The sequence below is a fragment of the Endozoicomonas sp. PH6C genome, assembly GCF_059322965.1.
In genome coordinates, this window is record NZ_CP185342.1 from 5,333,719 (window position 1) to 5,346,598 (window position 12,880).

The window sequence follows — 12,880 nt, forward strand, 5'->3', positions numbered from 1 at the left end:
GTTGACTGATGATCAGATTACTGGGTACTCCGCTTGGCAAAACCATAGCTGCAGCTGCAATCACTCTCGGGACTGCCCTCAGCCCTTTCCAGGCCTTCTCCTTTGAGGATGATGAACTGGTGATCTGGGTAGGCGGTGACAAGGCCTACAATGGTATCCGGGAAGTCGGCAAGGAGTTTGAGGAAGACACCGGCATCAAGATTAAAGTTGAGATTCCGGAAAATATTACCGATCGTTTTCAACAGTCGGCAGCGTCCGGTGGTGGACCAGACATTCTCTTCTGGGCCCATGACCGATACGGTGAATGGGCCCAGAGCGGTCTTCTTTCGCCTGTAAACCCAGCTGCGGATTTCAAAAGCAAGATTGACGATCTGGGCTGGCAGGCGATGACGGTCAGCGGCAAGATCTATGGTTACCCTGTCTCTATGGAGGCTATCAGCCTGATCTACAACAAGGATCTGTTGCCAGAGCCTCCCGGCTCATTTGAGGAAATGTTTCCTCTTAAAGACAAACTGGCCAAACGCAAAGTTACTACCATTATGTGGGATCAGATCCAGCCTTACTTCACTATGCCGATGCTTGCTGCAGATGGCGGCTATGTCTTCAAAAAAACACCGACTGGTTATGATATCAAAGACACCGGAGTCAATAACGCCGGAGCCATGGCCGGTGCCAAAATGCTGACCGAGCTGATTGACAAAGGCGTTATGCCCAGAGGCGTTGATTATGGTGTTATGGAGTCCAGCTTCAACAAGGGCCAGACAGCCATGATGATTACCGGCCCCTGGGCCTGGTCAAACCTGGACAAAACCAAAATCGACGGCAAAGATCTGAATTATGGTGTGGCCGCTTTGCCCAGCGTCAATGGCCAGCGTTCCAAGGCATTTGTTGGCGTCTGGGGAGCCACTTTGAACAGTGCCAGTCCCAATAAAGTCCTGTCTAAAGAGTTTCTTGAAAACTACCTGCTAACAGACGACGGTCTTCGTACTATGAACAGCGATGTTCCGCTGGGTGCTGTGGTCAATAAAAGCTACATGAAGGAACTGGAAAAAGATCCTCGCATCAAGGTTACCTACGAAAATGCCGTCAACGGTTTGCTCATGCCCAATGTACCGGAAATGGGCAAATTCTGGTCAGCCATGGAGTCTGCTCTGATGAACATTACCTCCGGAAGACAGGACTACAAGAATGCGCTCAATGAAGCAGCCAGGCAGATTGTCAACTAGGCTGTCTAGATCCCCTTCTACTTATCTCAATGCAGTGAAATACGACAAGTGATTTCGAGAGTGATTTATGCAGTTTCAAGCCCACCGGATCAGAGTATGTGAGCTAAATCTGCTTCAGGAGTCGACTTTATGGAGGCTGATCAGAAAGCAAAGAGCCCATTGACCTGGTTGGTATGTGGGTTGATTGGCATGATTGATCTTGTGCTGCTCTATGGCGTGGCCCTGATGTACTTTCAGGGAGAGTTTGCTTTTGCCCTGATCATTCTGGTGATTGTCTGCGTCGGCACCTGGGTGTTCATCAGCGCTGATGGCTACAACTACCGATATGTTTTCCCTGCAATTCTGGGTGTATCGATATTTATAGTTTTCCCCCTGATCTATACGGTATATGTCGCATTCACAAATTACAGTTCCAGCCACCTTTTATCCTTGGAGCGCGTAAAAATCCTGCATCTGGGCAAAACCTATAAAACAGAGGGTGAGTCCTATCATTTCAGTGTTTATCAGCAGGGGGCTGATTACCGGGTTCTGTTTATCAGTAACAAGGAGACAGACAAGTACCTTATAAGTCAGCCGTTCAACGAAACCGTCATTCCAGTGCCATTGAAAGCTGACTTTTCACCGGACCTTCCTGAAGGCAATGAGCTCCCCCTCAAGGAGACCATAAAGCTACGGAGTACCCTCAAAAAACTGGACGTAGAACTGCCTGACAAGACTGAGCTAACAATGACCAGCCTGAGAAAATTTGGTCCCATGTCAAAAATTTACCGTGACATTGGTAATGACACTCTGCAGGACACGCGTAATGGCAACCTGCTAAAGCCTGATCATACAACGGGCTATTATATCGAAGTGCCTGAAGGGCAGCCTGATTCAGCGGGCAAGCAGGTAAGACCGGGCTTTGTCGTTTATAACGGCTGGGATAATTTTGTTCGGGTGCTCAAAGATCCTGGTATTCAGGGTCCTTTCTTAAAAATTTTCCTCTGGACCCTGGTATTTGCAGCTCTCTCGGTGCTCTTTACCATGACTGTAGGGTTGCTGATGGCCTGTCTGGTGCAGTGGGAACCCCTGAAAGGTAATAACTTGTACCGGCTGCTGTTAATTCTTCCTTATGCAGTGCCAGCCTTCATTTCTATTTTGATCTTCAGGGGCCTGTTTAATCAGAATTTTGGTGAGATCAATATGCTGCTAAACCTGCTCTTTGGGGTTCAACCCGAATGGTTCAGCAACGAGTATCTGGCAAAAACCATGGTCCTGATCGTTAATACCTGGCTGGGTTATCCTTACATGATGATTCTCGCCATAGGCCTGTTGAAGTCTATTCCAGATACTCTTTATGAAGCTTCAGCAATAGACGGCGCCTCTCCCATCCAGAACTTCTTTAACATCACTTTGCCCATGATCATAAAGCCTCTGACACCGCTGTTGATTGCCAGTTTTGCATTCAACTTCAACAACCTGGTTCTGATTGCACTGCTGACTGACGGTGCTCCCAATATCATTGGTGCCAGCACTCCGGCAGGTGCCACCGACATTCTGGTGAGCTATACCTTCCGGATCGCATTTGGCCAGTACGGGCAGGATTACGGCCTGGCTTCTGCCATAGCCACCTTCATCTTCATCATGGTGGGTATCATAGCCTGGGTGAACCTGAAAGCGACTAAACAGGTACTGGAGTGAACGACTATGATTGTACAGCCAAGAAACCTTAAATGCCGGGTGTGGTCTGCCAGAATCTTTATGATTCTCTTTCTCTGCCTGATCATGTTTCCCTTCCTGATGATTATTTCGGTGTCTTTTCGTTCCGGTAACTTTGCTACCGGCGACCTGATACCCAGTAATCCCAGTCTGGAACACTGGTATCTGGCTTTTGGTATTCCCTGGGAGAATGCCGACGGCTCCATCACCCAGTCTCCCTTCCCTGTTCTCCTCTGGTTATGGAACTCTATCAAAGTAGCGTTTATTTCCACGCTGTTGATCCTGCTACTATCAACCACGGGCGCCTACGCATTCGCCAGACTGAGATTCCGATTCAAGGAATCCATGCTTACTGCCATGATGATTCTGCAAATGTTTCCAGCTGTACTGGCACTGGTTGCCATATACTCCCTGTTTGAGCAGATCGGCAACTATGTTCCCTGGTTAGGTCTGGACACTCTGGGTTCGGTAACTGTCGCCTATCTGGGTGGTCTGGCTCTGCACATCTGGTTAATCAAGGGCTACTTCGAAACCATTGATTCATCCCTCGAAGAAGCTGCAGCGATTGACGGAGCAACGCCCTGGCAGGCATTTCGTTTTGTGTTGCTACCGCTATCAACACCCATTCTGGCGGTGGTTTTTATTCTGGCTTTCATTACCAATATTGCTGAATATCCCGTTGCTTCAGTGCTTTTGCAGAGCATGGATAATCTGACGCTGGCGGTTGGCTCGAGACAATATCTGAATCCACAGAATTATCTCTGGGGCGACTTTGCTGCGGCAGCCGTTCTGTCAGGTCTGCCCATCTCTATTATTTTCCTGTTGTGCCAGCGCTGGATTGTCGGTGGTCTGACTTCAGGTGGTGTCAAAGGCTAGCCTGCCGGGTTCAGCGTATAAAAAACGGAAAACCTTATGGCTGAAGTTAAGCTTGTCAATATTTCCAAAAGCTATGACCAGGGCAAGACCTGGGTTCTCAAGAATATCAACCTGAACATTGCAGAGGGTGAATTCATTGCGTTTATCGGGCCTTCTGGCTGCGGTAAGTCCACTCTGCTTCGAATGGTCTGTGGTCTTGAAGATATCACTGAAGGAGAAATGTACATTGCCGGAGAGCAGGTGAATGACTGGCCACCGAACGAGCGCAGGGTAGGCATGGTCTTCCAGTCATACGCTCTTTATCCACACATGTCGGTGGCCGAAAATATGGCCTTTGGTCTGAAGCTGGCAAGAGCCGATAAATCGTTAATCAAAAGCCGGGTTGAAGAAGCCGCCCGAATTCTCCAACTGGAAGCCCTGCTGGATCGAAAGCCAAAAGCCATGTCCGGAGGTCAACGACAAAGGGTGGCTATCGGCCGCTCCATCGTGCAGCAACCAAGGGTCTTTTTGTTTGATGAGCCGCTGTCCAATCTCGATGTCGCGCTCCGGGTTCAGATGCGGCAGGAAATAGCCCGACTCCACAACCGTCTGCAAACAACGTCTATCTACGTCACCCATGACCAGATTGAAGCCATGACTCTGGCAGACCAGATTGTTGTCCTGAGCCCTCTGGCTCAGGGGGCAAAAACTAACCTGGAGCAGGTTGGCAAGCCATTGGAGCTTTATCACCAACCCGCCAACCTGTTCGTTGCCGGATTTATCGGTTCACCCAAAATGAATTTCTTTGACGGTTTTATTGAAGAGACCGGCAACAGCGAAACCCGAGTCAAATTAACCACCGGTGAAGTACTCCGGACAAATGTTGACTGCCAGGATGCCAAAAAGGGTGACAGGGTCGTGCTGGGCATTCGACCCGAAGATGCTCTGGCAGAAACGGATAATGGCAACGCTGTCGAAGGCAAGGTTGAGACGTTGGAGCGTCTGGGCGCCGAATCTTACATATACATGAGCCACGATACCATTCGTGAAAACTTTATTGTCCGGGTAGAAGACTCAAAAAAACGTGATGCAGGCAGCAAGATGAAAATTGAGCTTCCGGTTCAGTTTTGTCACCTCTTCAACGCTGAGGGCAAGGCTTTTCCTCGTACCCAGGCGCCAGCCCACGACTGATAAGAGAGAGCGTTATGTCTGATCCTGATCTGATTGAACAGCTGGCCGGGTACTATCGCGTTTCTGGAGAATACAGTGACTGGGCGGGTGAGCCTGTCAGCGTCCCCATCGAATACAAATTGCCAATTCTCGCCGCCATGGGATTGAACGTTGAATCTGACGATGCGATAAAACAGGCGATCACAGACTTTGAACAACAGAGGTGGCAGCAACTGTTGCATCCCGTTTCTGTCTTCACACAGGGACAAGCCTATCAGGTCAGTCTGCACCTTGAAGATCAACAGCTGGGTCAGCTGTTCAAAGGCGAAATAATACTGGAAACCGCTGGCCACCACTCACTGAATCTGAATACTGACGATATGCCCATAGAGGAAAGTTGCAATTTTGGGGGTAAAATCTATCATCACCTGACGTTCAAATTACCGGATACTTTGCCCCTTGGTTACCATCCGCTCTCGCTGCAAAGTAACAATACGCAAGACTGTGCACTGATAATTATTGCTCCTGAAACCTGTTACGAACCTGAAGGACTGGGCAGTGGCAATAAGATATGGGGCAGTGCAATCCAACTTTACACACTCCGAACTCGTCATGATTGGGGTATGGGTGACTTTTCAAGCCTGAGTCAGTTGGCGACTCAACTGGCAGAGCAGGGCGCAGATGTTATTGGTCTGAATCCTATTCATGCCCTTTACCCTGCCAACCCTCTTCATGCCAGCCCCTACAGCCCATCAAGTCGAACCTTTATTAATCCCTTGTATATCGATATCACAGCAGTGCCGGACTTCAGGGAATGTGACGAAGCCCGGAAGCGATTTGAAGAGCCAGAGTTCAAAGAACAACTGCAACGGGCAAGAGATCAGGAATACGTAGACTACAGCCTGGTAGCGTGGCTGAAGTTTGGTTTTCTGAACACACTGTTTGAACACTTTTATCAACAGCACCTTAACCCCGAAAGCTCAAGGGGAAAAGCTTTTCTGGATTTTTGCAGAAACCGTGGCCCGGCTCTGGAGCAACATGCCCTCTATGAAGCTATTTATGAGCATTACAAAAAGCTGAACATCAATAACTGGGGATGGCCATGCTGGGAGCCTTTGTTCCAAAACCCGGAATCCAGCGCCGTTCAAGCGTTTGCCAGCGATAACCGAAAACGCATTCAATACTATATGTACTTACAGTGGCTGGCTGAAGATCAGCTGGCCAAAGCCCAGGAAGCGGCCATTGAAGCCGGTATGCTGGTGGGCATCTATCGTGATTTGGCCGTAGGTGTGGACAGTGGCGGCTCTGATGTCTGGAGTCATCGCAGCCTGTATTGTCTGGATGCAGGCGTTGGTGCGCCCCCGGACGGTGTCGCTCCCCAGGGACAGAACTGGGGTTTGCCTCCCTTTAATCCGCAGGTGCTAAGGGCTCAGCAGTACCAGCCCTTTATTGAAATGGTTCAGGCTAATATGAGCCATTGCGGGGCTTTGAGAATTGATCACGTCATGGGGCTACTGAGACTCTGGTGGTGCCCCAAGGGCAAAACCGCTGACTATGGTGCCTATGTCTGTTATCCCCTTGAGGACTTACTCGGCATCATCAAACTGGAGAGCCATCGTCGTCAGTGTCTGGTATTCGGAGAAGACCTCGGGACAGTTCCGCCTGAAATTCAGGCCACTTTGCCACCGGCCCTGTTCTATTCCAACGAAGTGGTTCTTTTTGAATGCCTTGGTGATCATTTTACGCCACCTCTGGACTATAAACCCATGGCTTTGACTTGTATAAGCAACCATGACATCCCCCCTTTGAAGGCCTGGTGGAATTGTCTGGATCTGGATCTGCGTCTGCAACTGGGCATTTATGATCAAAAGCGGACTCAGCTGGAGAAAGAGGCAAGACACAAGGAAAAGCTGGCTTTACTGAAAACACTTTCGAGCATCCATGAGTTTCCTGCAGGCATGAACCCACACGATATTTCCACCATGGGATACTCAAGGGACTTAATGGAAAAAGTGCATTATTACCTGACTAAAACAGCTTCAAAAATCACCGTGGTTCAGCTGGAAGAGGTTTTGCAAATTGACTCCCCGGTGAATATTCCCGGGACCAGCGAAGAGTATCCAAACTGGCGCAGGAAGTTGACCGATACTCTGGAAAATATTTTTGCTGATGAATCCAATCGGTCGTTTTTTAACAACATGACGGTGATTAGAAAGAGCGGTTAAGTTTAACGCCATCAAAGTGCAAAACAGAATGCGGCCGCTTTAATAGGAAACGACAGGCTGCAAGTATTAACTGTTTGTCTGTCGCCTTATAATCAAAAAGCTTATCCACTTCATCCAAGGCAGCTTTGATCTGATCAATGACCTTCAATGCCGCAGCTCCCTGACCGGCCTTCAGGTGCTCGTATATTTGTAATTGATAGTGATACAGGACTTTCCCGCCATAACCGACTCTAACATCAGTTTTAGGGGCATTCAGTTTATCAACGGGCTTACCATACTGTTCAACAAAGTACTCCTCTGTATCCCTGACAATACTGCCCAATTCAGCCCTTGAGACAAGAGCCCATCCAATATCGCATGACTTAAGGCCTTTATTAACAGCATCAACATAATACTGCAGAACTTCTTTTGTAAAAGGGTCCTGTACCGCTTTTGGAAGTGCTGTAGCAGAGACAGCTACAGGAGCAATGGTCGTTGAAGCATAAGCCACCTCTGAACTTTTTATACTGATGGCCAGATGCCCTTTGTTTCCATGAATGGCTACAGGATCTGAAACTGGCGGAGCTACAACACCGTAAGCTCTGGCATATGCCTTGGCCTCATTCATCAAAGTAGTTCTTCCTTTCCTCAGTTCATCGGTGGTGTAGATAAGCATACAAACAGCTTCCTCATTGGAACGTTTGTCATTATCGATGACGAATTGGGCTTCAATACTTTCAGGGCTGGTAAACCCGGGCTTTTTGTACTTGATCTGACTTTCAGGTATATGGGCTATGATATTGTGCGACTGATCCAGAAGTGCAACAGCCGGATAGAACAGCTGTTCTTTGTCGCCATCCTTGACCACGTAGCTGTTAATATTCACTTTATGAATACCCGTTGGCGGCAGACTGAAAGCCAGTACCGGAGTCTCTCCGGTGGATTGTTTTAACCTTGAAGTAAAGTCATTAACGACAACGTTAGTCTTTTTTTTATCGCCGGGATAACTGATTGGCTGACAGGTAATATGTTTAACCGAGTTGTACACTTTGCCTTCTGAGTCTGGCTGCCTGACTATCTCTTCGCGGCTATTGAAAAAAGTACAGCCCGTCAGGGTTATCAGAGGGACAATAATACACAGCGAAAGAATTTGTTTTTTCCGCATTCCAAACACATCCCGTCGTTTATAAGATCTTCTTGATGCTGCGTTAATTTGGCCGCCTGGATTGCCAACTGTTCTGATACCTCTCAACAAAATCATAAACTGTATACCTGAATTCACGATCAACAAAAAATTGCAGCATTTTTTCACTATCAGTAACAGTATTGCCGCACAGGCTCTGGGAGCCTGTCTGCAAACATAGTCGTATTTGTGTCAGACAGGATAAAAAACTCTATTATCTGCTATTTTTTCCTGTTTACTTTGCTGATTGCGAATCTCTGGTCTAGATTTTCTACGGGTATGCCGAAAACATAATTCTCAAAGTCATTCGGTTTATTTACTCAAGCCGCCATGAGCATGTGATGGCTTCAGGATCTTGGGAAACCGCATCTTCATGGCAACAGGCCAGAGCAACTTAGCCAACGGTTAGCTCTGGTCAACTGTCGTACACACACAAGGTAAATAGCAATGATTCAGATACAGAGTACTCTGTCTGCTCTGGGTCGCAGTATTGGGGTTATTTCTCTCGCTTCCCTCCCTGCACTTTCCTGGGCCTTTGAAGAAGTTAACGTTGATTTTCACGGCTATGCCCGCTCTGGCGTAGGTCGTTCAGCAGAAGGAGGAGATCAGGCCTGCTTTAAAGCGGCTGGGGCACCCGCCAAGTACCGCTTGGGTAATGAGTGTGAGACCTATACCGAGCTGAAGTTTGGTGCTGAGTTGTCTAATGATAATAATACCTCGTTCAGGCTGGATACCAATATCGCCTACAAGGTTTACCAAAACAATGACTGGGAAATGCCCGGAACAGGCGACGATTATTTTGGCAAAAACGAATTTGCTCTGAGGGAAGTCAACTTACAAGCTAGGAATATCATTGAAGGTATGCCTGAAGCTATGCTCTGGGCCGGCAAGCGCTTTTACCAGAGGCATGATGTTCATATGAATGACTGGTACTACTGGGATGTTTCTGGCCCTGGGGCCGGTATTCAGGATATCGATATTGGCATAGGCAAGTTTGATATTGCTTGGCTAAGAAATACGTCTGATGTTGCCTATTATGACAACAGTGGATCTATCACGCCGCGCAATCAGAAAGTTGAAACCGATGTCATAGATCTCAGACTGAAAGATTTGAGACTGATGGACAATCTCAGCCTTGAACTGGGCGTTGACTACGGGAAGGGAAACCCTCCTGACAAGGCAGACTACAGAGAGTTTCTTGATAAGGACGGGTGGTTGCTTACAGCTGAGTTGACTTGGGAAATTCTGGATGGCTTTAACAAATTTGCAGTGCAGTACGCTAACGATGGAATGACGGGTCCGAGCGTTGGTTCAACCACTGGTCGTCTTGTCAATTCAGCGGAGTGGTTTAAGGGTAATAAGCTTTACCGAGTACTTGACCATGGTTCATTCTCTCTGAGTGACCAAATGGACATAATGTATGTTGCAGCATGGACACAGGTCGAATATGACGAAGAAGCTCAAAGACTGGATGCGTCCTTGCCCGACAAGAAAACTTGGATAACAGCAGGTGTCAGACCTATCTGGAAATGGACCGAAATCACCAGTACCGCTATAGAGTTGGGCTGGGATAAGGTAGAAAATGCCTATTATTCATCTGCCTTGCCCATTGGCAATAATTCTTTTGATAGCCAACTGGTGAAGTTCACCATTGCACAACAATTCCATCCTAAATTTGGAGCCTTTGTTAGACCAGTGATTAGAGTGTTTGCTACTTACGCAGATTGGGATGCTACCGACAATGATGCATGTAAGACATCAGAAGCTACTGAAAAAGCGTGCAGTGCAGCAGGTCTTGATTACTTCGATACAGGAACCACAGCAGATCAAATCGTAAGAACCTTTGGCACGGACTCCAGCGGCTGGACATACGGCGTGCATTTTGAAGCTTGGTGGTAATGGTTAATCCGTAACCTGAAATAAATAAAGAAGCGGGTTTTATGCCAAGGGGCTAAGTAAAGTGTGGCAAAAAAACCTAAATAATAATGTGTTTCTTATGACCAAAATAAGGCTGCAGTGATGTGGCCTTATTTTTTCGGGTATTCGAAACAAAAATATAACAAAAATATAAAATAAAAATATAATAATAAATATAAGACACCCAATAAATATTAAATATAAGACACCCAAATAAGAAATATAACAATAAGACAAAAATATAAAAAAATAAAAATATAAAAATAAAAATATAAGACACCCATAAAAAATGGCTCTTCAGAATATAAATATAAGACACCCATAATATAAATATAATATAAATATAAGACACCCATAAAAAATGGCTCTTCAGGGAAAACAAAAATATCAAAATATAAGACACCCACAAAAAATAAGACATTCAAAAACTCCACCCCCAAAAAGGATCAGAAAATCTATCTTCAACCAGCGTATCAACGAGCCACAAAGCGCCATCCAACGAACAGAAGCTGTTCAAGCCATAATTCAGACAATGCAAATTCATTCCGAGATAAGTCGAAGAGAGATAAAGAGAGGGTCTTTGACGCCTTGACAGACTTCTACGCTAACCTGTCAGGTACAAACGACTGCACGCGTTTAAACCTCGAAGCCACTTTTGTCCGGCTTCAAGTGCATAAGTCTTCATTGCCTCCAGACGACCAACTGCCCGATAAAAACGATTATTCCATTGCATGGTTTTCAACCACTCATCCGGATCAATTTCCAGTCTTTGAAGAATAGGAGGGATATACGACGGGATGGAACCTTTCTTATCTGTCCTGACAATGCGGCCACTCCAGTCAACCAGTTCCAGATAGTCGTGAAGAAGGTAGGGAAGGGCAACCTCCCTATTCTGGCCCTGCAAACAAAAAGGTTTCAGGGTCAACGGCTGTTTTTTAGTCTCAGAATGTGTAACCTGCTCCACGCGTTCCTGAATCGACGTGTAGTCTGACTCTTCCGGTCTTTCTACCTTTCCAGCCCGAATCGGATTCAAGTCAACATAGGTCATGCAAGTCAGTAACGCTGCTTCGTCCAGCAATGCCTGGCTTTTAAAGCGTCCTTCCCAGAAGCGTCCTTTACACTCGTCTTCTTTATTGGCCTCACGAGCAAGATGCTCATTCAGACAGCGCATAAACCAGCTAATATCCGTTAAACGACGCCGGTATTCCTCAGCATATTCATCAATACGAGCCAACTCAGCGCTGCCTGGTTTGTCAGCGGCCAGATGCCTTTGCACCAGGAGCGGACCTCTGAACAAGGTCGTCCAACGATGAAGCACCTCATTCCGTGACCAGCCTCTGGCAGATGACTGATTGATGTGCAAAACCACGTGGTAATGGTTCGACATGACAGCGTAAGCGCAGACTTCTATAGCGAAGACTGAAACCAGTTCCCGAAGTTTATCCACCACCCACTGGCGGCGATGCTCGTAGTTCTTGCCAGTCAGGTGGTTCTCTCCACAGAGGTAAGCCTGACGAACACATCTTGCCATGCAGTGGTAATAGGGCGTTGAGCCGGGGTCAATCAGAGTATTGCGGGCCTGAGCCATGGTCTCACCTGTCTGGGTAAAAAATCAGTGATGGGTGAAAAAGTAGACCAGGTGGATGGTAAAGCAAATTTATGGGTGTCTTATTTTTTTTTATGGGTGTCTTATTTTTTTTTATCATGCCCATATAGCCTTCCGGGATTCTTGACCTGAAGATGGGCTTGATTGAGCATACCGCACTTGACGCACAATCATATTGTGCATATGTTTACCTTTAATGCACAACAATATTATGCGTAAAGGGCATGTATGTCTGTTGAGTTCAGAGATAAGTGGCTAGAGTCCTTTTATGAAGATGACAGGCAGGACAAACGGATACCAAAGAAGCTTGAATCAGCGCTATTCAGGAAAATACAAATCCTGGATGGAGCTTGCAAAGAATCGGACTTAAGGATACCTCCGGGAAACCGGTTTGAACATTTGACCAACAACCTCAGCGAATGGTGTTCAATCCGGGTCAACAGGCAATACCGCCTGGTATTCAAATGGATTGATGGCGTGGCTGTAGACACGTATCTTGATCCACACATGTATAAGGGATAAGACTATGAGAGCAACCAAGAGAAGACCTGTATCCGTAGGCGACATGTTGAGGATGGAATTCATGGAGCCGATGGAACTGAAGATTATTGATCTGGCTGAAGCCATGGGCGTTCACAGAAATACTGTCAGCAATATTCTGAATGACAGGACGGTGCTGACAGCACCACTGGCCATCAAACTGGCGGCGGCTTTAAGTAATACGCCCGAGTTCTGGCTTAATATCCAGCATGCCTGCGACCTATGGGATACCAGGAACCGGTATAACGAGGAGTCGAAGACTGTGAGACCTGTCACTGCATTCAAAAGACAAACAGCTTGATAAGAGCCACTGAGTATCCGCTGGAGTCGATGGTCCGGCAATCCGGAGCTGCCTTCTATAGCCTTCCAGTATCACCATCAGCAAAGATCGTGCAAGCCGGTACTTTGTGTCCATGCTGTGCGAATTTGAAGCTAAACCAATGCTCATAAGTAAAAAGTCCATTAAAACTTCCCAGCTGCG

The 12,880-nt window shown here is 47.0% G+C and carries 10 protein-coding genes; 8 read left to right on the forward strand and 2 right to left on the reverse strand.

Annotation, left to right across the window (positions count from 1 at the left end):
* Positions 1-8: 8 nt before the first annotated feature.
* The 5 genes from malE (at position 9) to malQ (ending at position 7,174) form a co-directional block, all read left to right on the forward strand.
* Positions 9-1,226 carry a maltose/maltodextrin ABC transporter substrate-binding protein MalE gene (gene malE, locus ACOMG9_RS19520; RefSeq protein ID WP_448218116.1) on the forward strand — a complete coding sequence of 406 codons (1,218 nt, stop codon included), beginning with the start codon at positions 9-11 and terminating at the stop codon, positions 1,224-1,226.
* A gap of 129 nt (positions 1,227-1,355) precedes the next feature.
* Positions 1,356-2,906: a maltose ABC transporter permease MalF gene (malF, locus tag ACOMG9_RS19525; protein ID WP_494529263.1), complete on the forward strand. Its 1,551-nt coding sequence runs from the start codon at positions 1,356-1,358 to the stop codon at positions 2,904-2,906.
* 6 nt (positions 2,907-2,912) lie between these two features.
* A complete protein-coding gene (malG, locus tag ACOMG9_RS19530; RefSeq protein ID WP_448218118.1) occupies positions 2,913-3,800 on the forward strand; it encodes a maltose ABC transporter permease MalG in 888 nt (295 codons plus the stop codon).
* 36 nt (positions 3,801-3,836) lie between these two features.
* The gene (locus ACOMG9_RS19535; protein ID WP_422135128.1) at positions 3,837-4,970 is read left to right on the forward strand and encodes an ABC transporter ATP-binding protein; all 1,134 of its coding nucleotides are present in this window, start codon (positions 3,837-3,839) and stop codon (positions 4,968-4,970) included.
* Between the two features lie 14 nt (positions 4,971-4,984).
* Complete coding sequence (gene malQ / locus ACOMG9_RS19540; protein ID WP_448218119.1) at positions 4,985-7,174, forward strand: 4-alpha-glucanotransferase; 2,190 nt, start codon at positions 4,985-4,987, stop codon at positions 7,172-7,174.
* Here malQ and ACOMG9_RS19545 read toward each other — a convergent pair.
* Complete coding sequence (locus ACOMG9_RS19545) at positions 7,158-8,318, reverse strand: MalM family protein (protein ID WP_494529264.1); 1,161 nt, start codon at positions 8,316-8,318, stop codon at positions 7,158-7,160. The two genes, malQ and ACOMG9_RS19545, sit on opposite strands and share 17 nt — an antisense overlap.
* A gap of 465 nt (positions 8,319-8,783) precedes the next feature.
* On the opposite strand from ACOMG9_RS19545, the gene lamB reads away from it, so the two are divergent.
* Positions 8,784-10,235 carry a maltoporin LamB gene (lamB, locus tag ACOMG9_RS19550; protein WP_494529265.1) on the forward strand — a complete coding sequence of 484 codons (1,452 nt, stop codon included), beginning with the start codon at positions 8,784-8,786 and terminating at the stop codon, positions 10,233-10,235.
* 622 nt (positions 10,236-10,857) lie between these two features.
* Here lamB and ACOMG9_RS19555 read toward each other — a convergent pair.
* Positions 10,858-11,841, reverse strand: a complete 984-nt coding sequence (locus tag ACOMG9_RS19555; RefSeq protein ID WP_448218122.1) for a transposase — start codon at positions 11,839-11,841, stop codon at positions 10,858-10,860.
* Between the two features lie 246 nt (positions 11,842-12,087).
* On the opposite strand from ACOMG9_RS19555, the gene ACOMG9_RS19560 reads away from it, so the two are divergent.
* Together ACOMG9_RS19560 and ACOMG9_RS19565 are read left to right on the forward strand one after the other, a co-directional pair.
* Entirely contained in the window at positions 12,088-12,381 is a 294-nt protein-coding gene (locus tag ACOMG9_RS19560; RefSeq protein WP_448218123.1) for a type II toxin-antitoxin system RelE/ParE family toxin, read from the forward strand.
* 4 nt (positions 12,382-12,385) lie between these two features.
* Entirely contained in the window at positions 12,386-12,700 is a 315-nt protein-coding gene (locus ACOMG9_RS19565; protein WP_448218124.1) for a HigA family addiction module antitoxin, read from the forward strand.
* Positions 12,701-12,880 lie beyond the last annotated feature (180 nt).